The organism is Sandaracinus amylolyticus, assembly GCF_000737325.1.
In the GTDB taxonomy this organism is placed as follows: domain Bacteria; phylum Myxococcota_A; class Polyangia; order Polyangiales; family Sandaracinaceae; genus Sandaracinus; species Sandaracinus amylolyticus.
This window is the reverse complement of sequence record NZ_CP011125.1, coordinates 1,492,072-1,515,717: the sequence shown is the minus strand read 5'-3', so window position 1 is coordinate 1,515,717 and position 23,646 is coordinate 1,492,072. Positions and strand designations below refer to the sequence as shown.

The 23,646-nt window shown below is 71.5% G+C and carries 18 protein-coding genes; 13 read left to right on the top strand and 5 right to left on the bottom strand.

Features of this window, described 5'->3' with window-relative positions; translation table 11 throughout:
* Positions 1-10: 10 nt before the first annotated feature.
* The gene (locus DB32_RS06300; protein WP_053231511.1) at positions 11-1,243 is read left to right on the top strand and encodes an MFS transporter; all 1,233 of its coding nucleotides are present in this window, start codon (positions 11-13) and stop codon (positions 1,241-1,243) included.
* A gap of 66 nt (positions 1,244-1,309) precedes the next feature.
* On the opposite strand, the gene DB32_RS06295 is transcribed toward DB32_RS06300, so the two are convergent.
* Positions 1,310-2,794, bottom strand: a complete 1,485-nt coding sequence (locus DB32_RS06295; RefSeq protein WP_169791358.1) for an FAD-binding protein — start codon at positions 2,792-2,794, stop codon at positions 1,310-1,312.
* A 236-nt stretch (positions 2,795-3,030) separates the two neighbouring features.
* Between DB32_RS06295 and DB32_RS06290 the strand changes: the two genes are divergently transcribed.
* From DB32_RS06290 to DB32_RS06275, 4 genes are all read left to right on the top strand, one after another.
* Positions 3,031-4,914: a tryptophan dimethylallyltransferase family protein gene (locus tag DB32_RS06290; protein WP_083457185.1), complete on the top strand. Its 1,884-nt coding sequence runs from the start codon at positions 3,031-3,033 to the stop codon at positions 4,912-4,914.
* Between the two features lie 93 nt (positions 4,915-5,007).
* On the top strand, positions 5,008-5,487 hold the full coding sequence (locus DB32_RS06285) for a hypothetical protein (protein WP_053231508.1): 480 nt from the start codon (positions 5,008-5,010) through the stop codon (positions 5,485-5,487).
* 176 nt (positions 5,488-5,663) lie between these two features.
* The gene (locus tag DB32_RS06280; RefSeq protein WP_053231507.1) at positions 5,664-6,371 is read left to right on the top strand and encodes a hypothetical protein; all 708 of its coding nucleotides are present in this window, start codon (positions 5,664-5,666) and stop codon (positions 6,369-6,371) included.
* 103 nt (positions 6,372-6,474) lie between these two features.
* On the top strand, positions 6,475-7,809 hold the full coding sequence (locus tag DB32_RS06275) for a cytochrome P450 (RefSeq protein ID WP_053231506.1): 1,335 nt from the start codon (positions 6,475-6,477) through the stop codon (positions 7,807-7,809).
* Here the strand turns inward: DB32_RS06275 and DB32_RS06270 are convergent, their stop codons facing one another.
* Together DB32_RS06270 and DB32_RS06265 are read right to left on the bottom strand one after the other, a co-directional pair.
* A complete protein-coding gene (locus tag DB32_RS06270; protein ID WP_157068774.1) occupies positions 7,810-8,808 on the bottom strand; it encodes an LIC_10091 family protein in 999 nt (332 codons plus the stop codon).
* Positions 8,781-9,602, bottom strand: a complete 822-nt coding sequence (locus DB32_RS06265) for a formylglycine-generating enzyme family protein (RefSeq protein WP_053231504.1) — start codon at positions 9,600-9,602, stop codon at positions 8,781-8,783. The genes DB32_RS06270 and DB32_RS06265 overlap by 28 nt, the downstream gene beginning before the upstream one ends.
* Before the next feature lie 186 nt (positions 9,603-9,788).
* Here DB32_RS06265 and DB32_RS06260 point away from each other — a divergent pair, with 186 nt between their 5' ends.
* Both DB32_RS06260 and DB32_RS06255 read left to right on the top strand, forming a co-directional pair.
* Positions 9,789-10,625 (top strand): hypothetical protein, encoded by an 837-nt coding sequence (locus DB32_RS06260; RefSeq protein WP_053231503.1) that lies wholly within the window; start codon positions 9,789-9,791, stop codon positions 10,623-10,625.
* 122 nt (positions 10,626-10,747) lie between these two features.
* Positions 10,748-11,080: a hypothetical protein gene (locus DB32_RS06255; protein WP_053231502.1), complete on the top strand. Its 333-nt coding sequence runs from the start codon at positions 10,748-10,750 to the stop codon at positions 11,078-11,080.
* On the opposite strand, the gene DB32_RS06250 is transcribed toward DB32_RS06255, so the two are convergent.
* Positions 11,081-11,929 carry a sigma-70 family RNA polymerase sigma factor gene (locus DB32_RS06250; RefSeq protein ID WP_053231501.1) on the bottom strand — a complete coding sequence of 283 codons (849 nt, stop codon included), beginning with the start codon at positions 11,927-11,929 and terminating at the stop codon, positions 11,081-11,083.
* A 29-nt stretch (positions 11,930-11,958) separates the two neighbouring features.
* Between DB32_RS06250 and DB32_RS06245 the strand changes: the two genes are divergently transcribed.
* From DB32_RS06245 to DB32_RS06230, 4 genes are all read left to right on the top strand, one after another.
* Entirely contained in the window at positions 11,959-14,703 is a 2,745-nt protein-coding gene (locus tag DB32_RS06245) for a serine/threonine-protein kinase (RefSeq protein ID WP_053231500.1), read from the top strand.
* A 138-nt stretch (positions 14,704-14,841) separates the two neighbouring features.
* A complete protein-coding gene (locus DB32_RS06240) occupies positions 14,842-15,180 on the top strand; it encodes a YciI family protein (RefSeq protein ID WP_053231499.1) in 339 nt (112 codons plus the stop codon).
* 43 nt (positions 15,181-15,223) lie between these two features.
* Complete coding sequence (locus DB32_RS06235; RefSeq protein WP_205627030.1) at positions 15,224-16,465, top strand: RNA polymerase sigma factor; 1,242 nt, start codon at positions 15,224-15,226, stop codon at positions 16,463-16,465.
* Positions 16,462-17,685, top strand: coding sequence for a CapA family protein (locus tag DB32_RS06230; protein WP_053231498.1), 1,224 nt, complete (start codon positions 16,462-16,464; stop codon positions 17,683-17,685). The genes DB32_RS06235 and DB32_RS06230 overlap by 4 nt, the downstream gene beginning before the upstream one ends.
* 3 nt (positions 17,686-17,688) lie before the next feature.
* On the opposite strand, the gene DB32_RS06225 is transcribed toward DB32_RS06230, so the two are convergent.
* A complete protein-coding gene (locus DB32_RS06225; protein WP_053231497.1) occupies positions 17,689-20,133 on the bottom strand; it encodes an FG-GAP repeat domain-containing protein in 2,445 nt (814 codons plus the stop codon).
* Between the two features lie 91 nt (positions 20,134-20,224).
* Here DB32_RS06225 and DB32_RS06220 point away from each other — a divergent pair, with 91 nt between their 5' ends.
* Complete coding sequence (locus DB32_RS06220) at positions 20,225-21,727, top strand: hypothetical protein (RefSeq protein ID WP_169791357.1); 1,503 nt, start codon at positions 20,225-20,227, stop codon at positions 21,725-21,727.
* Positions 21,728-21,821: 94 nt separating this feature from the next.
* The gene (locus DB32_RS06215) at positions 21,822-23,645 is read left to right on the top strand and encodes a hypothetical protein (RefSeq protein WP_157068772.1); all 1,824 of its coding nucleotides are present in this window, start codon (positions 21,822-21,824) and stop codon (positions 23,643-23,645) included.
* The last annotated feature ends 1 nt before the right edge of the window (position 23,646 follow it).

Below are 23,646 nucleotides of genomic sequence, written 5' to 3'. Positions count from 1 at the left end.
CTCGCGGACGATGTCGCATCCCGTCGCGCAACCGCTCACCGCGTACCAGCGCAAGCTCTTCGTGTTCCTCGGGGTCGCGACGTTCTTCGAGGGCTTCGATCAGATGGCGCTCGCGCAGATCCTGCCGACGCTGCGCGACGAGATGCACCTCGGCGAGTGGGAGACCGGCCTGCTCGTCGCGTTCGTGAACCTCGGCACCGTGGTCGCGTACCTGCTCGTGCGACAGGCCGACGTCTGGGGTCGTCGCGCCGTGCTCTCGCTGACGATCGCGGGCTACACGCTTTTCTCGTTCGCGAGCGGCCTCGTCTCGTCGCCGTGGCTCTTCGGTGCGCTGCAGTTCGTCGCGCGCATCTTCCTCATCGGCGAGTGGGCGGTCTCCGTGATCTACGCAGCCGAGGAATTCCCCGCGTCGCGGCGCGGCATGGTCATCGGCGTCATCAGCGCGTGGAGCGCGCTCGGCGCCGTGGTGTGTGCCGGCGTCGTGCCGCTGCTCGTGCGCTCTCCGTTCGGCTGGAGGACCGTGTACTTCGTGGGCACGGTGCCCCTCGTGCTCCTCGCGTTCGCGCGTCGCTCGCTGCGCGAGACCGATCGCTTCGCGGCCCTCGCGCCCGAGGAGCGCGTCGCGTCGTCGCTCACGCGCATCCTGCACACGCCTTATCGCGCTCGCGTGCTGCAGCTCGCGCTGATCTGGGGCCTCACGTACGTCTGCACCCAGACCGCGGTGACGTTCTTCAAGCAGCACGCCGTCGAGGATCTCGGCATGCCCGACACACGCGTCGGCCTGCTCATCAGCGTCGCGGCGGTGGTCTCGATGCCGCTCGTCTTCGCAGTCGGACGACTGCTCGACGTGACCGGACGACGTCGTGGCTCGGTCGTCATCTTCGTGCTCACCGCTGCAGGCGCGCTCGGCAGCTACACGCTCGAGGGCGAAGCGCTGCTCTTCGGCCCGGTCGTGCTCGCGATCTTCGGCGCGTCCGCGGTGCTGCCCGCGCTGAACGCGTTCACCACCGAGCTCTTCCCGACCGAGCTGCGCTCCGACGCGTTCGCGTGGTCCAACAACCTGCTCGGTCGCCTCGGCTACGTGGTCGCACCGATCGCGGTCGGCCTCGCCGCAGAGGAGATCGGCTGGGGGCTCGCGGTCGCGTCGACCGCGATCGGACCGATCCTCGCGCTCGTGTTGATCCTCAAGTGGCTGCCCGAGACGCGCGGGCGCGAGCTCGAGGACACGTCCGCGATGCGCTGAAGACGAGAACGCGCGCCCGGCGGTGAGCCGAGCGCGCGCTTCCGTTCCGGTCGACGTGCTTCGGGATCAGCAGTCGTCGTCGAAGATCCCGGGGCCCGGCGTCAGGATGTTGTTCGGATCGAAGTACGCCTTCGACACCTGTGCGCGGACCCACTCGGACCCGTAGTGACGACGCCAGTCGGCGCGCGTGAAGTCGAGCGTTCCGATCGGATAGCGATACCCACCGACCGCCACCGCGCGATCGAACCACTCGCGGTTCCGCGCGCGCTTCGCTTGCGCGAACGTCGGCTCGTAGCCGGGCGTGTTGTTCGCGGTCAGCACGTCGAAGAGCCACACGACGTCGTCGTCGGGCAGACGGAACATCGGCCGCGTGATCGTCGACGTCTTCAGCGGGAAGAAGAGGATGAATCCGGCGATGCCGAGATCGTCGGGCGCGAGCGACGTGAGCGTGTCGTCGACGTACTCCTCGACGTGCGTGTCGGGCAGGAACACGTCGAACCACGGCTTCATCGCGCCCGCCCAGAGCCCGATCGACGACAGGAACGCGATGCCCTGATCGACGCGCGTGTGGTAGTCGAAGTACGGGCCGTCGAGCTCGACGACGTTCGCGGGATCGAAATTCAGACCGCGCAGGAGATACGCGGTGTTGGGCGGCGAGCCCGCGTCGTACCACTGCGCCGTGTACATCTCGTAGAACCACGCGCCGGTCGCGGGGTCCTGCTTCGCGCCGCCGTACACGAGGTCGATCTCGCCGCGCGCGACGAGCGTGCGCATGTCGTCGAAGAACGGCCCGATGTCGTCGTAGCGGATCGTCTGATCACGCACGAGCGCGCCGACCGTCACGAGGCGCAGCTTCGCGCGCACGATGATCGCGTACTGACCGACGCCCGCGAGCACCGCTTCGAAGAGCGAGCGGTTGCGCGACATCGAGCAGACCTCGAGGGTGCCGCGCCCGGTCACGACCGTGAGCTCGAGGACGTGCTGCACCTGCACGCCGCGCTTGTAGGCCATGCCGCTGATGCCGCCCATCGACAGCGTGCCGCCGATCGACAGGCCCTGATAGCCCGTGAGCACCGGCGGCGACTGGCTCGATGCGAGCGTCTGCGCGAGCAGGCTGCCCCAGGTCGCGCCCGCGTCGACGACGGCGTAGCCCGCGCCGATCTCGTGCACGGTGCTGAGCGTCGCCATGTCGATGATCAGACCGCCTGCGACGAGGCCCTGACCGTCGGTCGAGTGGGCCTGACCACGCGCCGCGACTTTGATCTCGCGGTCACGACAAAAGCGCACCATGCGCTGCACATCGGCGATGGAGCCGGGCCGCAGCACCGCTGCCGGCGTCTTGAAGACGAGCGTGCCCTTGTCGTTGCTGTAGGCGGCACGTGTCGAGACGTCGGTGAGGAGCTGCCCGTCGAGGGCTGGCACTCGATCGAAGTCGCCGCAGCCCGAATCCCCCGCGCCGACCCATGCGCGCGCCGAGGAGCTGAACCCGACGACGGCTGCCGCAGCACCCACGGTGGCCGTCGCACGCAGGAACTCACGCCGATTGGTCACGTCCATGAAACCTCCTCGAGCACGAGAGTCTCCCGATACGGCGCGCGCTTCACGCGGCCGCGGGGGACTGCTTCGGTGCGGGTTTGGCGCATCCGTCTGCAGTACCGTTTTTCAGTCTGACACCACTCCCAGGTTGAGTGCAACACTCAATTGGGATCGAGCATGACATTCCTACGCTCGTGTCCCTTCGGGGATTTCCCCGACAGCAGTCTCAGACGAGTGGTGTACAAGTACGGATGGCCCCGACTCGCGCTGACCAGAGCTCGGCGCCCCCTGTGTCGGAGTCGGCGTGTCTCGCCTCGTTTTTCAAGGACCGCGAACCACGCAGAACGTCTCTCCGCTGGGCTGTTTTTTTCGCAGGAGGAGTGATGAAGCAGTACAAGCGTGATGTGGAGCATCCCACGACGGATGGAGTCCGTGTCATCCATCGCGCACATGCGCAGGGTCCGAGTCTCGTGGATTTCGGTGCTCGTCGATTGGAAGCGCTCTGTCTCGCAGCTGGATTCGAGTCTGCGACGAGTGAGGTAGTCGACACCTTTCGTGCGCTATTGGCGCCTTGGGGCGACAGACCGCTCCATCATCGCACCTCGTCGCCCGATGCCGGTTTCTGGGTCTCCGACATCAGCGACGACAACACGCCAATCGAGCTATCCGCCGCGATCGCCGCGGGCGAAGTAGAGGTTCGAGTCCTCCTCGAGGCGCAGGCCGAGGAGCCGACTCTCCCTGCTCATCGCGCCGCCGCGATCGCTTTGACGGAGCGCTTGGAGCGGGATCACGGAGCGGATCTCTCGCGCTTCCGAGTCGTCCAGGATCTCTTCCTGCCCGACGACATGCACGGGCCTTTCGCGCTCTGGCACTCCGCCGTGTTCCGGCGCGGCCGGCCGCCGGCGTTCAAGGCCTACTTCAATCCCCAGGCGTACGGACGCGGACGGGCGCAGTCGGTCGTCGAAGAGGCGCTCCACCGCCTCGGTTTCGACGGCGCGTGGGGATCGCTCTGCCGCACGGCGCGTCGCGGCCCGCACCTCGACGAGCTCAAGTACTTCGCGCTCGATCTCGTCGCCGATCCCAAGGCGCGCGTGAAGGTCTACGTGCGTCATCACGACGCGACGGCTGCCGACCTCGAGGCCGCTTGCAGCGGCGCCGAGAGCTACACGCCGGGCGAGGTGCACGAGTTCGTTCGCGCGATGGGCGGTGACCGCGAGCGCCTCGCCGCGCGCGCGACGTTCACGTGCTCTGCGCTCGTCGAGGGCAGCGTTCGTCCCGCGGCGACGACCGTCTACGTGCCGATCTGCGCGTACGCGCCCGACGATCTCGCGGTGCAGCAGCGCGTGCACGCCTATCTCGTCGAGCACGGCATGGACCCCGCGCCCTACGACGCGCTCGTGCATGGATATGCGGAGCGGCCGCTCGACGCGGGCGTCGGCATGCAGAGCTGGGTCGCGTTCCGCCGTCACCACGACGACCCGCGGCTCACCGTCTACCTCGCGACCGAGGCCGCGAAGGTGCACCCGCGCGGCTCGGTGCCCGCGGCGACCGGGGATCGCCTCGCGTTCGCGAGCGGCGAGGCCGTGCTCCGCACGATGTCGGAGTACGACGTGGCAGATCACCCGCTCGTGCGCCGGCTCTCGCGCGGAGAGGACGCGACCCACGAGCTGCTGCGCCTCACGCGCGAGCTCTGCGTGGGGCTCGCGACGCAGCGCGCGCGCTGGGTCGCGACCGCCGGGGCGAGCGCGGATGCGCCCGAGACGCGCGACGCGCTCGAGCTCGATCTCGCGCGCATCGACGCCGCGCTCGACGCGCGCGCATCGACGCGGGACGGCTTCGGAGAGGAGCTCGACGAGCTGCTCGCCGGGCGCATCGGGCCGGCGGACGCGATCGAGGCGATCGCGGCGTTGCTCGCGTGCGACGCCGCCGTGCAGCAGCTGCTCGCGATGATCGACGCGTGCGGCGCGACCTCGCTGGCGAGCGCGCCCACCGACGCACACGCCGCGCTCGCGCGCAGCGTGCCGACGGCGCGTCGCGCGATCGCATCGATGCGCAGCGGCGCGATGTCGGTGCACTCGGCGATCTGGGAGTGGCTCGACGATCGCTACGTCGAGCGCTTCGGCGCGCGCAGCTGACGCGCTCGCGGCGCTCCGCTCGCAGCGGAATGCACTTTCACCATTGCACCGTGTCGACGACATGGTGCACCATCCGCGCTGCGAGCGAGCCACATGAACGACGTCAACTTCGAAGTGCTCGAGAAGGGCTTCGGGATCGCGCTCTGGCGCAACGTCGTGATCCAGATGTCGCTGAGCGATCCGAACGAAGCGCGGATGCGCGCGACCCGTCAGGCGGGGCGCAAGCTCATGACGCAGACGCGCGGGCCGATCGGCGCGGTGATCGTCGTCGGTCCGAAGTGTCCGGTGCCCGACGCGGTCGCGCGCGAGCACGCGGTCGGGTTCCTCTCGGACATGCGCGAGCGGGCGCGCGGCGTGTGCCTCGTCTTCGAGGGCGACGGCTTCCTCGCGGCGGCGTCGCGCCTCGCGATGGTCGGGATGATCTCCGCGGCGCGTTTCCCGTTCGAGTACAAGATCGCGCGCTACGACAGCGAAGCGGACGTCTTCCTGCGCCAGCACCTCGACGCGTGGAGCGCAGGCGAGCTGGTCAGCGCGATCAATCGCCTCCGCGTCCGCATCCCCGTGGATTCCTGAGCTCGCGCGCGTTCGCGTCGGGGAAAACCCCGACGCGCGGACGCTCCTCGAGCGGATATATCGAGCGTATTGGAGAGGGCGCTCGCCTCGCGTCGCGAGGCCGTGGGCGCTCGGCGTCCGCCGGAGTGTGTGCGTCGACGCGTCGCCCTCGTCGTTCACGAAACGAGGTGTTGCCCATGAAGCGTGTTCTCGCTGCACTCGATCGGGGCTCGGAAGAGCTCGCGCGCGCTCCGCTCTTCGAGCTCCTCGCGGACACTCGAATCCCGGCGCGCACGAGGCTCTCGTTCGCGCCGCACGTTGCTCACTTCGTGATGTCGTTCGCGGACCTCTACTCGCACGTGCTCAGCGAGTACCCGCCGCGCGACAAGTACCAGGAGCTCGTGAACGCGCACGCGCGCGAGGACGAGACGCACTGGACGTGGTTCTTGAAGGACCTCGAGAAGCTCGGTGAGAGCCCGCGCGTGCCGTACACCGACTCGCTGCGCTTCGTGTGGAGCGAGCAGACGCTGAAGACGCGCATGCTCTCGTACCACATGTGCAAGCTCGGCCTCGGCGCGAGCTCGCTGCAGAAGCTCGTGCTGGTGCAGGCGATCGAGGGCGCGGGCGCGGTGACCGTGGGTCGCGTGTCGGCGGTCGGTCGCGAGGTCGCCGCGGAGAGCGGGATCAAGCTCGTCTATCTCGGGCCGCACCACTCGGACACCGAGGGCGAGCACACGCTCGAGGACGACGCGGTGCGCTCGATGATCGAGGCGATCGAGCTCGACGACGCGACGGCCGCGCAGCTCGTCGCGATGGTCGACGAGACGTACCGGCACTTCCGCGGCTTCATCGACGAGATGCACGCGCTCGTGCTCGAAGGTCGGAAGCTCGACGCGACGACCTGATCGCGCCACACGAGGAAGCACGACGAGCCACCGCGAGGTGGCTCGTCGTGTTTTCGGGCTTGTCGTCGCGGCACGGTCGCACCTATCACTCGATAGCCTCGCCATGAAGACCACGCTGCCGCCCGGTCCTCGCTGGACGCTCCCCGCGACGCTGCGCCTGATCCGCGATCCCTACGCGACGCTGCGCGAGCTGCGCGCGGAGTACGGCGACCTCGTCACGTTCCCCTCGCCCAACGGGCGCGTCGTGCTCGCGATGACGCCCGAGCTCGTGAAGCCGATCTTCACGGCGTCGCCCGATCATTTCGGCGCGTGGGCGGTCGGCACGACGAGCGTCGTGCTCGGCCCGCGCTCCCTCATCGTGAGCGAAGGCGAGACCCACAAGCGCGACCGCAAGCTGCTCACGCCCGCGTTCCACGGCGCGCGCATGCGCGCGTACGGCGACGCGATGCGCACGCTCGCGCGGCGTCGCTTCGAGACCGCGATGCAGCCCGGCGCGACGGTGACGATGCAGGACGTCACGACCGACATCACGATGGACGTGATCCTGCGGACCGTGTTCGGCGTGGGCGAGGGCGCGGCGTTCGACGAGGGCCGCGCGTTGATGGGCGAGATCGTGCGCGGCATGTCGCCGCTGCTCTTCTTCTCGAAGGCGTCGCACACCCCGCTCTTCCCGCCGTGGCGCCGGTTCGTGCGCATCCGCGAGCGCTTCCGCGCGTGGCTCGACGCGCGCATCGCCGAGGCGCGCGCGCGCGGAGACGAGGGCGACGACGTGCTCGCGATGATGCTCGCCGCGCGATACGACGACGGCAGCGCGATGAGCGACGACGACGTCGCGGCCCAGCTCGTGACGCTGCTCTTCGCAGGGCACGAGACGACGGCGATCGCGCTCGCGTGGGCGATGCACTGGCTCGGTCGGCACCCCGACGCGCTGGCGCTCGTGCGCGCGGAGATCGCGAGCGTGGGCATCGACGCGGACCCCGAGGTGATCGCGAAGCTGCCGTATCTCTCGGCGGTGTGCGACGAGACGCTGCGGCTGCATCCGATCGTGACCGAGAACCTGCGCATGCTGCGCAAGCCGCTCGCGCTCGGCGGCTACACGATCCCGCCGGGGATCGGGGTCGCGGCCGCGATCGGCGCGATCCACGCGGATCCCGCGATCTATCCCGAGCCCGATGCGTTCCGGCCCGAGCGCTTCCTCGACCGCAAGTACGGCGCGTTCGAGCACCTGCCCTTCGGCGGCGGTCATCGACGCTGCATCGGCGCGGCGTTCGCCGAGTACGAGATGCGGCTCGCGCTCGCGGTGCTCGTGGACGGGTGGGACGTGGAGCTGGTGCATCGCCACGAGCGACCGGTGCGTCGCAGCGTCACGCTCGGACCGGCGCACGGCGTGCCGGTGAAGGTCATCGGACGTCGCGCGGGCCTGCGCGCCGCGGCGTGATCACGGGCGGTGCGCGCGTCGCGGGGTGCGCTCGTCGATCGACGTCACGCCCCGCGCGTCGAGGCCCTGCGTGATCGCGTCGCGCACGATCTGGCGGACCCGGCGGTAGCCGAGCGCGAGGCGCGCTTCGAAGTCCGACGTGGTCTGGACCAGGTAGTGCCAAGTGTCGCCCGCCGGATAGACCGCGCGCGGATGGCGGAACGTGCGCAGCACGACCGAGCGCGCGTCGGTGGGAAGCGCCTCGACGTTCGCGGCGAGATCGCGCGTGTACCCGAAGAACGCCTCCGCGTTCGACAGATAGAGCACGCGCACCGGCGTGCCGAGCCGCTCGCTCGCGGCGCCCACTGCGCGCAGCGTGGTGCGCGCGGTGACGTCGCCGGTCCGCACGATCACGCGATCGCTCTCGAAGAGCGCGCGCACGCGTGCGTAGAGCGCGGGATCGGAGAGCCAGCTCGTCGCGCGACCATCGCGCCGAAGCGACGCGACGTGGCGCAGGTAGCCCTCGAAGCGCGCGCGGTTGCGGCGCAGCGTGCGCACGATCTCGACGCGCTCGGGATCGCTCGCGAGCGCGCCCTCGAGGAGCGTGCGCGTGTCGTCCGCGGCGGCGTCGGTGAAGCGCGCGAGGAAGACGTCGGGCGTCGGCGAAGCGCGCACGAGCGCGCCGTACATGCGGTGCACGCGCGCGACGAGCGGGTCGTAGTCGACGATCCACAAGAGCGACGCGCCCTGCACCGCGGCGAGCGTGTAGCACTGGTCCGTGCCGACTCCGACGAACGCTCCGCCGACGTCGCGGATCGCGTCGAAGAAGAGATCGTGTCGCCACTCGTTCGAGCCGGGATAGTGCTCGTCGGGCTCGGGCACGACCTCGGAGGGGACCGCGTCGACGATGGCGCGCTCCGCGGCGGTGAGCGGCTGCGCGTGCGCGATCGACGCGACGGAGAGCGCGAGCGCGAGCTGCGCGAGGATCGTCTTCACGGTGCGCTCACGTCCGCTGCGCATCGGAACCCGAAGCGATGCGGGTTGGGGTTGTCCGCGGGGACGCCGCGTCGCGCGGTGACGGTCGCGCGATCGACGTCGTGCCACCACGAGCCTCCGCGCACGACGCGGAGGCGCTCGCCGGATGGACCGCGGGGATCGAGCCCCGCGCACGCATCGCCGCACGCGTGATCGCAGCCGCGGTAACAAGGCGCGTACGCGTCGGCGACCCACTCCCAGACGTTGCCGCCCATGTCGTGCAGGCCGAAGCCGTGCGCGGGTCGGCTCATCACCGGCCACGTCGTGTCGCGACCGCAGCCGTGGCCCGCGTCGGTCTCGACGATGGCGTGCTCGCAGTCGCGCCCGGGTCGATCGCCCCACGGGAAGCGGGTGTCGTCGGGGCCCGACGCGGCGCGCTCCCACTCGGCCTCGGTGGGCAGTCGTGCGCCGCGTCGCGCGCAGAACGCCCGCGCTTCGTCCCAGCGCATCGCGACCGCGGGCTGCTGCGCGCCCATGTAGCCCGCGAAGCGCGTGAGTCGACGACACGCGCCCTCGGCGACGCACGCGCTCCACGCCGCGTTCGTCACCTCGTGCACGTCGAGGAGGAACGTCGAGACGGTGACGGGCTCGGCGGGCGATGCGTGGGGATCGCGATCGTCGCCGCGCACGAAAGTGCCGCCCGGGATGCAGACCATCTCGGGCGGCAGCGTCGCGGGACAGGGCGCGAAGCCGGACTGCTTCGCGCGCGACGTGCGCGGCTCGGTCGCGCCGCAGGCGCAGAGCGCGAGGAGGAGCAACGCAGGGAGCACGCGGAGCACGCGCGATGGATCGTCGCAGCCGCGCGTGATCGGTGGAAGAGGCGCCCGTGCGTCTCGTCCCTCGGATCGGGTCATCGCGCGACGCTTAATCGAGCTTAATTCGCGGCCACACGCGGCGAGGACAAGAACGAGCCCGTCATCCGGCCGGTCGTTCCAGCCAAGGCCCTCAGCTCACGGAGACGGCACATGCAGCGGCACCTCGGGCTCCTTCCGCTCACGTTCCTCATGCTCCTCGCCGCGTGCGAGGACGGGATGATCGACTACCCGCCGGGCACCGACGCAGGCACGCCGCCCGGCAACGACGGGAGCACCGCGGCCGCGACCGTCACGGTGCGGACGACGTCGGCCGGCACGCACCTCGCCGACGGCGAGGGCAACACGCTGTACGTGTTCGCGCGCGACGTGGCGAGCACCGCGAGCGCGCCCGGCTCCTCGAGCTGCGCGGGCGCGTGCCTCACGAACTGGCCCGCGTTCTCGCCCGCGTCGTTCGTGCCGGGCGAGGGCGTCAACGCGGCGGCGCTCGGATGGATCACGCGCGCCGACGGAACGCGTCAGGCGACGTACCGCGGCTGGCCGCTCTACACGTTCGCGAACGACGCAGCGCCCGGCGACGCGAACGGCGAGGGGAACAACGGTGTGTGGTTCGTCGCGCGCGCGCCGTTCTACTCGGTGATGGTGCGCGCGAGCGAGGAGAACGGTCAGTTCCTCGTCGATGGCGCGGGGCGCACGATGTACCTCTTCCGCAACGACACGCGCGGCGAGGGCGGCACCGCGCCGGTGAGCATGTGCAGCGGCATGTGCCTCAACAACTGGCCGATCGTTCCGCCGAGCGACGTGCGCCTGCCCTCGTCGATCGCGGCCGCCGACGTGACGACGCTGACGCGCGCCGACGGCACGGAGCAGCTCGTGTATCGCGGGTGGCCGCTCTACTACTTCGCGATGGACACCGCGCCCGGCGATGCGAAGGGCAAGGGCGTGAACGACGTGTGGGATCTCGTCGCGCCGCCCGCGCCCGCGGAGTGATCGTCGCGCGATGACACGCGCGCGCCGGCCCCCCGTGGGAGGGCTCGGCGCGCGTCGTCGTTTTTTCGTGCGCCGGTCGGCGCCCTCGTGCGTTCGGAGGTGAACCCGGAGAGGAGGGCTCGATGCACGCACGGTTCGTTCGTGTTCTCTCGTCGTTCGTGATGGTGGGGGCGCTGGTGCTCGGTGTGGCGGCGCCTCGTGCGCAGGCGTGTGGCGAGTACGGCGTGTCGGAGGAGGCGCGCGCGATGCAGCAGGCGGTGCGCGCGCACTTCTCGGAAGGTGCGTACGTCAGCCTCGTACAGCTCGATCGAGCGCTCGAGGAGGGCGACCGCGTCGCGCGCGGCCAGGTCATCGTGATCGAGCACGAGGCGCGGCAGCTCTACGTCGTGACGCTGCGGCGCGGCGACGACGGGTGGCGGCTGATCCGCGCGGTGCCCTACCCGTCGCGCGCCTGATCAGTCGAGGTGATCGACGCTCTCGAGCAGCCGATCGACGCTCGCGTCCATGCGGCTGCGGATCAGGTCCATCACGCTGGCGAGCTCGTCGGGACGGATGTGGAGGCGCGCGCGCAGCGCGGCCTCCGTCCGCTCGGCGAGCTTCGCGCGCGCGGCGGCGAGCTGACGCACGATCGTGGCGCGATGGACCGCGTACATCGTGGCGAGGCGATCGAGCGTGACGCGATCGAGGAAGTGCAGGCGCAGGAGGTTGCGCTCGCGCGGATCGAGCTCCGCGACTGCGCTCGCGAAGGCCTCGCGGAACGCGCCGCGGTACGCGTGCGCGAGGAACGCGAGCTCGGGATCGTGCTCGGCCGGGAGCTCGAGCACGGCGGTCTCGTCGTGCACGTCGCGGCGCGCATCGCGCACCAAGGTGAGCGCGGTGCGCACCGCGGTCACCTTGATCAGCCCCGGGAGACGGCCGAGCCCGGCATACTCGACGATGCGCGGGGGCGCGCCGACGAGGAGCTTCTCGCGGACGCGCTGGACGACCTCGTCGAGGGTGCTCTCGGAGAGCTTCATGTGAGCGAGCATCTGCGGGACGTTGACGAGATAGAGCGACTCGAAGCGTCGCACCGCGCGCTCGTCGCCAGCGGCGCAGGCGAGCGCGATCGCGAGCTCACCCGCGCCTGCCTCGGTCCAGCGGGCGGGCGGCTCGGAGAGCGCGGCGAGCGCGCGCACGAGCGCGTCGCGATCACACGGCCGCTCGAGCGCCGCGTCGGCGGCGGCGCACATCGCGTCGAGGCGCGCATCGAGGTCGGGATCGTCGAGCTCGGGACGCAGGGCTCGGTAGATCGCGGCGAGCGACATCGCGTCGAGGGTACCAGCGGAGGTCGCGCGTGACGTGCCCGGAGCCGGAGGCGCTGCTCGCGTTCGCGATCGGCGAGCTCGATGCGGGCTCGATCGACGCGCTCGACGCGCACCTCGATCGATGCGCGACGTGTCGCGAGACGGTCGCGAGCCTCGTGTCGCGGGGGGACGATGTGGCGCACGGCGGGGACGCGCTCGCGCCGGGGACGCGCGTCGCGCGCTTCGTGATCGGCGAGCCGCTCGGTCGTGGCGCGATGGGCGTGGTGTACGCGGCGCACGATCCCGAGCTCGATCGCCGCGTCGCGGTGAAGCTGTTGCGTGAGGGGATGCGCGACGCCGCGCAGGGCGCGCAGCGGCTCGGGCGAGAAGCGCAGGCGATGGCGCGGCTCTCTCATCCGCACGTCGTCGCGGTCTACGACGCGGGCGAGCACGACGGGCGGCGCTTCGTCGCGATGGAGCTGATCGAAGGGACGAGCCTGCGCGGGATGTGCGCGCGCGAGCGCGGGATCGCGCGGATCGTCGACGTGTTGGCGCAAGCGGGGCGCGGTCTCGCCGCGGCGCACGCCGCGGGGATCGTGCATCGCGACTTCAAGCCGGAGAACGTGCTCATCGATCGCACGGGCACCGCGAAGGTGAGCGACTTCGGGCTGGCGCGCGCGGAGCGCGACACGAGCGAGCGCGCGCTCGACGCGGACGTCTCGGGCCCTGCGCTGACGCGCACCGGCGCGCTGCTCGGGACGCCTGCGTACATGGCGCCCGAGCAGCTGCGTGGGCAGGACGTCGACGCGCGCGCCGATCAATTCGCGTTCTGCGTCGCGCTGTTCGAAGCGGTCGAGGAGCGTCGTCCGTTCGCGGGCGCGACGGTGCGCGAGCTGCTCGCGTCGATCGAGGCGGGCCCACCCGCGATGTCGCGCGCGGTGCCGCGGCCGGTGCGAGGCGTGGTCGCGCGTGGGCTGCGGGCGCGACGTGAGGAGCGCTTCCCGACGATGGACGCGCTGCTCGCGGCGCTCGTGCCGCGCGCGCGGTCGCCATGGCGTGTCGCGCTGCCCCTCGCAGTGGTCGCAGGCGTCGTCGCGTTCGCCGCGGCGCGTTCGGAGCCTCCGATCGATCCGTGCGCGAGCAGCGGTGATGCGCTCGGATGGGACGCCTCCGCGCGCGCGGCGATCGAGCGCGCGCTCGCGCCGGGCGGGAGCGACGTCGCCACGCGCGCGGCGGATGCGCTCGATCGGTGGGCGCGCGGTTGGAGCGACACGCGCGTCGAGACGTGTCGCGCGACGCACGTGCGGCACGAGCAGTCGGGCGCGCTCCTCGACCGGCGGATGCGCTGCCTCGACGACGAGCGCGCCGCGTTCGATGCGGTTCGGGCGCGGCTCGAGACGCCCGATGTCGCGGCGATCGCGTTCGCGCTCGATGCCGTCGCGTCGTTGCCGCCGACCGCGGCGTGCGACGCCCGTGCGATCGCGGCGCGTGAGGTGCGCGCGCCGCGTGATCTCGACGAGGCGCGCCGGGTACGGCGCGTGATCGAGTCGGCGCGCGTGCGGGTGATCACCGCGCAGTACGCGCGCGCCGAGGGAGATGCGCGAGATGCGGTCGATCGGGCGCGAGCGCTCGATCACGCGCCGTCGATCGCGGACGCGCAGCTCGTGCTCTCGGACGCGCTGCTCGGGCGCGGGATGCTCGCGCGCGCCGATGAAGCCGGGCGCGCCGGCTTGCTCGCGGCGGAGTCGGCGGGCGACGACGCGCTCATCGCGCGCGCATGGCTGCTGCTGGTGCGGGTCGCAGGCGAGACGGGACGCACCGACGTCGCGACCGAGCGCGTGCAGCACGCGGACGCGGTGCTCGCGCGGCTGGGCCGCCCCGACGAGCTCGAGGCGACGCTGCGCAACGCGTCCGGCGTGGTGCTCACGGAGCGCGGCGAGCTCGAGGACGCGGAGCGCGAGCTGCGCGCGGCGCTCGCGCTGCGGGTGCGGAGGCTCGGCGAAGAGCACCCCGAGGTCGCGCGGGTGCGCTCGAACCTCGGGAACGTGGCGCGGCTCGCAGGGCGCCTCGACGACGCGCTCGCGGAGCATCGGCGCGCCCTCGCGATCGACGAGCGCGCGCTGTCGCCGTCGCATCCGATCGTGGGTCGGCATCACCACAACCTCGGCGGCGTGCTGCGGCTCACCGGTGATCTCGACGCGGCGCTCGCGGCGTACGAGCAGGCGCTCGCGATCAAGGAAGCTGGGCTCGGCGACCACCCCGAGGTCGCGCTCACCGAGAACAGCCTTGGGCTGGTGCGCGTCGAGCGGGGCGAGCTCGACGCGGCGCGCGGGCACTACACGCGTGCGCTGCGGATCTTCGAGCGCGAGGGTCACGGCGACCGCGCGATCGTGCTGCACAACCTCGCGCTGCTCGATCGCGAGATCGGCGCGCTCGACGCGGCGCTCGAGCGCGTCCGCGCGGCGCGCGGGATCGACGCGGAGCGCGTCGGCCCGCTCTCGAAGCGCGTGGCGGGCGAGTGGCTGCTCGAGGGAGACGTGCTCGGCGATCTCGGGCGTCGCGACGAGGCGCGCGAGGCGTACGCGCAGGCCGCGATGATCGCGCGCGAGCGCGGGCTCGACGACGTGCTCGCGATGGTCGACGCGCGGATCGCGCGCACCACCGAGCGTCCTCGCGCGCGTCGTGTCGCAGGACCGCCCGACATCGCCACACGGGTCGCGCCGCGTCCCGAGCCACCGCCGCGCCCCCCGCTCGCGGGCTCGACCGTGTACCGCGCAGGACAGGCCTGGGACTGAACATCGCTGGGCGATGGAGTGCGACACGCGTGAGCGTGCTCACGAGGCCGCGAGGTCGATGTCGATCGCGGGCGGCGCCGTTCGACCCGCGCGTGAACGTCCCGAGACGAACGCGGGACGCACAACCGGAGATCACACGTGACCTATCTGCTCCTGATCTACGAGGTCGAGACCGATTGGCAGAGCAAGAGCGAGGCGCAGCGGAACGCCGACCTCGGCGAGTACATGGCCGTCAGCAAGCTGCCGCAGGCGAAGGGCGGCAACGCGCTCCAGCCGGTCGCGACCGCGAAGACGGTGCGCGTGCGCGACGGCAAGATGCTCACGACGGATGGGCCGTTCGCGGAGACGCGCGAGCAGCTCGGCGGCTACTACGTCGTGGAGGCGAAGGACTTCGAGGAGGCGTGCGCGATCGCGGCGAAGATTCCCGCGGCGCGCAACGGCTCGATCGAGGTGCGCCCGGTGATGAAGTACTCGTGATCGCGGCGAGGACGCGGGATCGCGATGGTACGATCGCGATCCCGTGTCCGACGTGCGCGACATCGTCGCCTCGGTGCATCGCGAGGAGTGGGGGCGTGTCGTCGCCTCGCTCGTCCGCACCACGCGCGACCTCGATCTCGCGGAGGAGGCCGCGCAGGACGCGTTCGAGGACGCGCTCGCGCAGTGGCCCTCCGAGGGCGTGCCTCGCGTTCCGCGTGCGTGGTTGATCACGTCCGCGCGGCGCAAGGCGATCGATCGCATCCGGCGGCGCGCGCTCTTCCGCGAGAAGGCGCGCGAGCTCGCCGCGTTGCAGGAGCGGCTCGAGGTGCCCTCACCCGACGACATCGACACGCCGGTGATCGACGACGACGTGCTGCGGCTCGTGTTCACCTGCTGTCACCCGGCGCTGCCGCCGGAGGCGCAGGTGGCGCTCACGCTGCGCACGCTGCTCGGGCTCGAGACCGAGGAGATCGCGCGCGCGTTCCTCGTGCCGATCCCTACGATGGCGCAGCGCCTGGTGCGCGCGAAGGCGAAGCTGCGCGAGGCGAACGTGCCCTACGAGGTGCCGGGCGAGGACGAGCTCCCGGCGCGCCTCGAGGCGGTGATCGCGGCGATCTACCTCGTGTTCAACGAGGGCTACGCAGCGACCCAGGGCGACGATCTGATCCGTCACGAGCTGTGCGCCGAGGCGATCCGGCTCGGGCGGCTGCTCGTCGAGCGCTGGCCGGCGCGGCCCGAGCCCGCGGCGCTGCTCGCGCTGATGTTGCTCACCGACGCGCGACGCGCCGCCCGTGTCGGTGCCGGCGGCGAGCTCGTGCTCCTCGAAGATCAGGATCGATCGAAGTGGGATCACGCTGCGATCGACGAGGGGCACGCGCTGGTGGAGCGCGCGCTGCGGGCGCGGCCGGTGCACGCGTACGCGGTGCAGGCCGCGATCGCGGCGGTGCACGCGCGCGCCGAGCGCGCGGAGGACACCGACTGGGCGCAGATCGTCGAGCTCTACGAGGTCCTGCAGCGCATCGCGTCGTCGCCGGTGATCGCGCTCAACGCAGCGGCGGCGAGCGCGTTCGTGCACGGCCCGGCGCGCGCGCTCGCGCAGATGGAGGCGCTGCGCGAGGAGCTCGCGGGCTATCACTTGTTCCACGCCGCGCGTGCCGATCTGCTCCGGCGGATGGGGCGCCTCGACGACGCGGCGAGCGCGTATCGCGAGGCGCTGGCGTGCGTCGGGAATGCACCGGAGCGCCGCTTCCTCGAGCAGCGGCTTCGGGCGCTCGGGCGCGCATGACGAGACGCGCGATCGGCGTGCTCGCGGCGATCGTCGCCGGATGCGGCGGGAGCATCGAGCCGAGCGCGCCGACACCGGCGATCACCGAGACACCGATCGCCGCGGTCGCTCCGACGCCCACGGCGCGACGCGTCGTGATCTCCGCCGCAGGTGATCTCGTGCTGAACGCGCTCGCGATGTCGTCGGTGCGCGCGCACGGCGACGAGGCCGCGGGATATCGCGCGCTGCTCGACGGATACGCGCGCGCCGTGCGCGACGACGAGATCGTGTACCTGAACCTCGAGATGCCGCTCGTCGACGACGTGATCCCGCTCGAGCCGGGATGGGCGCCTTCCGCGACCCGCGAGTCGCGCGCGCCGGTGCTCGGCGGGACGATCGCGCTCGCAGGCGTGCTCGCGTCGATCGGCGTCGACGTCGTCGGTGTCGCGAACAACCACGCGTACGATCAGGGCTACGAGGGCCTGCGTCGCACGCTCGCCGCGCTCGACGACGCGCGCGTCGCGCACGCGGGCACGTCGTCCGAGGGCCTCGAGCGCGCGCTCGAGCCGGTGATCCTCGAGCGCGACGGAGCGCGCGTGGCGTGGATCTCCGCGACGGTGCAGCTCAACCGGCGCGCCCGCGGCGCGGGCGTGATCCACCTCGGCCGCACCTCGCCGATCGAGCGCATCGAGCGCGCGATCCGCGACGCACGCGCGCGCGCCGACGTCGTCGTGGTCGCGCCGCACTGGGGACGCGACTTCGCGATGCGTGCCGACTCCGAGCAGCGCGCGCTCGCGCGCGCGTTCGTCGATGCGGGCGCGGACGTCGTCCTCGGCACCGGGCCGCACGTGCTGCACGAGGTCGCGCGCGTCCCGAGCGCGCGCGGCGAGGCGATCGTCGCGTACTCGCTGGGCAACGTCGCGAGCGGGATGGGCCGCGCGTACCGCGTCGGGCACGAACCGCCGGAGCGCGTGCACCCCGCGAACGTGCGCGCCGAGGGGCGCGACGGCCTCGTGCTGCGCGTCGCGATGACGCTCGACGACGACGGCGCGATCACGATCGAGCGCGTCGAGGGGATCCCGCTGTGGACCGAGAACGACTTCCTCGCCGATCCCGACGCGGTGCCGCACGTGCGCGTCGTGCCGCTCGACGAGGCCGCGCGCGAGGTGCGCGCCGAGCGCGAGCCGGCCATGCGCGCCGCGCTCGGCGATGCGATCGAGCTCGTCTCGATCGCGCGATGACGATCACCCGAACGAGCACGTCATCAGCGGCTCGCTCGTGATCTCGTTGTTGTCCTCGACGCACTCGTTGTAGACGCCGACGCCGGTCCCGTCGTCGTCGACCTTCGCGCGCACCGTGAACGTCTCGAACGCGAACGGCGCGCCGAGATCCCACGTCAGGACGATCGTCTCGGAGCGCCCCGGCAGCAGCGTCGTCGTGGTGCGGTGCACGCCGAGGTCGACCTCGGTGCCGTCCATCGGCGTCGCGCGCACCCACACCGGGATCCCCGGCGCGACGCCGAGCGCGCCGCGGTTCGTCACGGTGATCGCGATGCGCAGGACGCCGCTCGAGATGCACTCGCCGACGACGATCGACGTGATCTGCAGATCCGGCGCGTCGAAGAGCCCACCGGGCTGCACGTTCTGCCGGAAGTTGTTGAGGCGCGAGCTGAGCCAGTTCGCCTCTTCGAGGCGCGGGACCTGACCGTCCTCGCTGATGTTCGTCACGTGATAGCTGTGCTGGTTCCACACGCGCCGGGTGCGCACCCAGTTGTTGTCGACGTCCTCCCAGATCTCGATGCCGCCTGCGCCCGGCGTGCCGGGGTTCGGCTCGGGGATGACGACCTCGCTCTTCCCGTCGTTGTCGACGTCGACGACGATCGGCATCTCGAGGCGCGTGTTGCTGCGGTGCGTACCGTCCTCGTAGAGGATCGTGCCGGTGCGTCCGTCGAAGATGCGGAAGCTGACCTCGTCCGCGTAGATCACCTCCGCCGCGCCGTCGCCCTCGAAGTCGAACACGCTCGAGCCCGTGGCGCGGCTCGAGCAGTCCTGGTTGCGCACCTTCCACAGGATGCCGGGCGAGTCGCAGCCCGCGGGCATCGGCGTCGCGAGGCAGTCGAGGTCGACGACGACGTAGTAGTCGGCGCCCGCGGTGCCGATCTCGGGGCGTCCATCGCCGTCGAAGTCCGCGATCGTCGGAGGGCCGCTCTCGTTGTTCGCGCACGACACGCGCGGCACCGCGACTCGATGCAGCAGCGACCCGTCGGGGTTCAGCACGAACACCTCGCCCTGCCGCACGATCACGACCTCACCCTCGCGATCGCCGTCGAAGTTGCCGACGCCGTTGTAGCCGTCGCACGGCACCGTGCCGCCGCCGCACGGCGAGCCCATCGTCGTGTACGCGTACGACCATTCCTCGGCGCCGGTGCGGCCGTCGTAGACGGTGTTGCCCGCGATCACCTCCATCACGCCGTCGAGATCGACGTCGGCGATCGTGGAGACCGGCCCGAGGAACGCGTTGTTGCCGACGCCCGAGCTCGTCCCGACCGTGACGTTGCCGTCCCAGACGGTCGCGCCGGTCAGGCCGTTCAGCACGAGGTTGCCGATCACGACGTCGGGCTGGCCGTCGGAGTTCACGTCGGCGAGCGACGGCTGCGCACCGGCACTGCTCTGATCGGTGCTCGGCACGCCGTCGCGGCGCCACAGCTCGGTCCACGCGGAGCCGTCCGCGCTGACGCGCCGCCACGCGATCACGCCGTTGCGAGCGGGCGACTCCGCGCGGTAGGTCGCGACGATCTCGGGCGCGCGGTTCGCGGCGTCGCTCTCGGGATCGAGGTTGCCCAGCGCGATCCCGCCCGAGTTGTCGATGAACGGCGCATCGAGCATCGCGTGGGTCGTCATCGTCCCGTCCGCGTTGCACGCACCGCTCGCGATCACGAGGCGCGCGCGCGTCGAGCAACATCCGTCGGTCGGCCGATCGAACGCGGCGAACACGACGTCGGGGATGTCGCGGGTGTCGGTCACGCCGTCGCCGTCGTCGTCGGTGAGGTTGAGCACCGAGGGCGTCATCACGACGTCCTGGTACGCCGCGTAGGCCGCGGGCGGGCGCCACTGGCACGCGACGCGCGGCGAGAACTCACCGACGGGCGGACGGAACTCGCACACGTCGACCGCGTCGCGCGGCACGCAGCGCATCAGCGTGGGCTCGCAGAACGCGTCGATCTCGCACTCCTCGGTGCGCTCGCAGGCATCGCCGAGCATCACGCACGCATCACCGAGGCACGCCTCGCCGCTCGCGCAGCAGAGCTCGCCGCTCGCGCCACATCGCTGCGCTTCGTCCGCGCACTCGATCGCGCACCGCGCGCCGTCGACGCACTCCTCGCCGTCGCCGCAGCAGGTGCGATCGCACATCACGCGATCGCCGCAGTCGAGCGCGCACACGCCTGCGTTGCAGACGCGATCGACGCCGCAGCAGCTCGAGCCGCACGGCGCGCGACCGTCGTCGCAGACCGCGGCGTCCGAGTCGTTGCCCCCGAAGCACTCGCCGTCGATGCACTCGAAGCCGGTCGGGCAGTCGCTCGTGCGATCGCAGGGCCGACCGGCCGGCGGGGCACCTCCGCAGTCGCAGCCCGCGACGTGGAGCGTGAGCATTGCGATCACGAGGCAGGGGATCGGCGCGATGCGGTGCACGGGACCTCCGACGAGTCGCTCGATGCTACCGCCGATGCGGGAGCCCCGATCGCGAGCGCGCGCGCAGGCGTGCGGTGATGTGAGGTCGCGCGTGCAACGGCCGGTCTGGCACGATGCCGAGATGCGCAGAGCTCTCCTTCTCGGTGCCTTCACGATGGCGTTGGTCGCGGGCTGCGAGTGCGACAACGACGATCCACCCGACACCACGGAAGACGGCGGCGACGAGGTCGACGCCGGTGACGAGAACGACGGCGGCGACGACGACGACGACGGAGGAGCGCGGCCCGACGGCAGTGCGTGCGTGACCACGGGCCTGGAGTGCACCGGCGACGGCGATTGCTGCGACGGATTGCGCTGCGCCGATCTCGGCACGTCGCGCGTGTGCACCGCGGACGCGTGTGGCGTCGACGGCGAGACGTGCGCGCTCGGCTCGGACTGCTGCTCGCTCGGCTGCGTCGACGGGCGCTGCTCCGCCGACACCGCGTGCACGCCGATCGGCGACGCGTGCGACGCCGACGGTGACTGCTGCTCGTTCACGTGCGGCGACGCCGGGACCTGCGTCGACAACCCGACGACGACCTGCGACCCGATCGGCGAGGCGTGCACGTCGCGCGACGAGTGCTGCAGCGATCGCTGCGCGGCGCCGGACGGCAGCGCGTGCGCGGCGAGCGGTGACTGTCGGTGCGCGGGCTCGGCCGCGTGCCGCGCGAGCGGTGATCTGTGCACGCGCGACGCGCAGTGCTGCGTCGGGCTCTGCGACATCGCGGACGGCGAGACCGTCGGGTTCTGCGCGGCGGCGGGCGCGTGCGGCGTCGCGGGCCAGCCGTGCGGCACCGAGGGCTTCAACGGATCGTGCTGCTCGACCGCGTGCCTCGATGCCGCGGGGACCGGCACGCCGGTGTGTCAGCCCCTCGGTGGATGCCGCGTGCAGGACGAGCCGTGTCGCGCCGACGCCGAGTGCTGCTCGGGCGCGTGCGAGCAAGCGGGCACCGGGGTGAACGGCGAGCCGCTGATGCGCTGTGCGAACGCCGGCTCGTGCATCCCCGCGGGCGAGGTGTGCGGCGGCAGCGGCGCGACGTCGAACTGCTGTCCGAACGGCGGCGGCGACACGGGCTGCCTCCCGGCCAGCACCGGCGTCCGGCGGTGCCGCATCGGCGACATGTGCACGCTCGCGGGCGAGGCATGCACCACGCGCGAACAGTGCTGCACGGAGGAGTATCCGGAGATCACCTGCGCGCCCGGTCGCGGTGGCACGAACGTGTGCTGCTTGCCGGACGGTGCCGAGTGCGACTTCGGCGACACGTGCTGCGGCGGCGTCTGCGTCCCCGACGCGAGCGGCGTGCTGCGCTGCGGCTCGGAGTGCGTGCCCGACGGAGGCGCGTGCACCGCGGCATCCGACTGCTGCGGATGCGCGTGCGTGTCCGACGGCGCGGGAGGGAGCGTGTGCTCGAACCGTCCCGAGGACTGCGGCGAGTGCACCGGCCGTCAGCTCGGCGAGTCGTGCACGATGGACTCGGACTGCTGCAACACGCCGGTGGTCACGTGCAACGAGGGACCGGGCGTCGAGTTCCCGACCTGCGTGCTCGCGCCGTGAACCCAGAGCCCACACGGCGAGCTATCGTCGGTCGTCGTTCTCGTCGCGCGCAACGCGCGCCGGCGGCGACCGACAGCACGTGTGGGAGTCATCGATGCGCTACTTCTACGTCTGCCTGGGTGCCCTCGCTCTCGCCGCGTGCGGGGCGAAGACAGAATGCGGGGAGACACTCGTCCGCGACCCAGCGACGGGTCTGTGCGAGTGCCCGATTCCAGGCTCGACCTACGTCTGCACGGGGCCTGATTGCGAATGCGTTCCGCCGTCTGACGGCGCCGCGGGCTGCATGGACGATCGAGACTGCGATACGGGCACGGCGTGCGTGGAAGGCCGCTGCAGCAGCCGGCCGCCGGAGGACGCGGGCGGCATCAGAGACGCGTGCAGCTCAGCCCCCGAGACCTGCAATCGTGGCGACGACGATTGCGATGGTCGGGTCGATGAAGAGCCGACCGAGTGCTCGTACGTGAACGCCGTCGTCGGGTGCGTCGAAGCTGCGTGCACGGCAGTCGGCTGTCGTGAGGGTTTCGCTGATTGCGATGACGCGCTCGGTTGCGAACGCTCGGTGGTTTCCGACCGCACGAGCTGCGGTGGCTGCGACGTGACCTGCGCAGCCGACGAGGGATGCACCGCCGGCAGCTGTCGCCGGCCTCGCATCGCGGACTCGCTGTTCGTCGGCGCGACCGGCGCTGCATTCGGCAAGTCGCTCGGCCTCGATGCCGCCGGGAACGTCTACGTCGGCGGGTTCTTCGATGGAGGAAGCAGCGCCGGAGGCACGATCGACGCAGGCGGCGTGTCCCGGCCAGCCCGCGGTACGCGTCGGCGGAACGCGTTCGTCGTGAAGCGCAGCGCAGACGGTTCCGTCGCATGGATCGCGACGCTCGGCTCCGACACGACCGACGTGATGATCCACGGTGGCGCGACCGACCAGACGGGTACGACCTACCTCGTCGGCAACAGCGCGGCGACCTCCGTGACCGATGGCACTCGGACCTTCCCTGCGCTCGGCGGCGGATTCGCGTGGGTGGTCGCGCCCGACGGATCCACGCGAGACCTGTGGGATCTCGACTTCGTCGCGACGCGACTCGACGCCGCGGCAGTCAGCTCCGATGGCAACGTCGCGATGGTCGGCACCATGAACGGCGGAGCGACGGGAACCGATGCTTCGCTCAGCATGCTCTACGCGACGGGTGGCTATCGGATTCGCGCGCCCGACCTCCTCGCGACGAACGGTCGGGAGAGCGCAGACAGCGTGGCGATCGCGGGCGATCGCTTGTTCGTGCTCGGACGCTACAACGCCGAACCCGGCTGGATCGAAGGCACGCCAGGCAACGGAACGCTGGATCAGGTGTTCCTCGCCGCGATCGACTTCGCCGGAAATCGGCTCTGGGGAATCGGCTTCGGCGCGGCGAACGTCGCAGATCGCGCCATCGCAGTCAGCGCCGACGATGATCGCGTGTACGTGACGATCGCGTCCGCGGGGCCGATCGACTTCGGTGGCGGCGCGATCTGGGCCGGCGCGCCGTCCGTGTTCCTCGGCGCGTTCGATCACGACGGCGCGTATCAGTTCAGCTCGCGCTTCGATCTCGCGGGCGACACGGCGAACGGCTCGGTGCGAGTGGACGAACGCGGCGGGCTCTGGATCACCGGGATGACGACCCAGCGAACGGATCTCGGCGGCGGGCTTCTGCCGTGGACCGGTCAAGCGGATGCCGTCGTGCTCGCACTCGACTCCGGGCGCAACTACGTATGGGGTCGGTCGATCGGCGGGTTCGGCGACGAAGACGCGCAAAGGGTGCAGCCTCTCTCCGACGGGAGCGCATGGGTGCTGGGCTCGTTCTTCGACTCCGTCGACTTTGATGGCGACATACGGAACCCGACGAACGGAACGGGAGATCTCTTCGTCGTCCGGCTCGCGCCGTGAC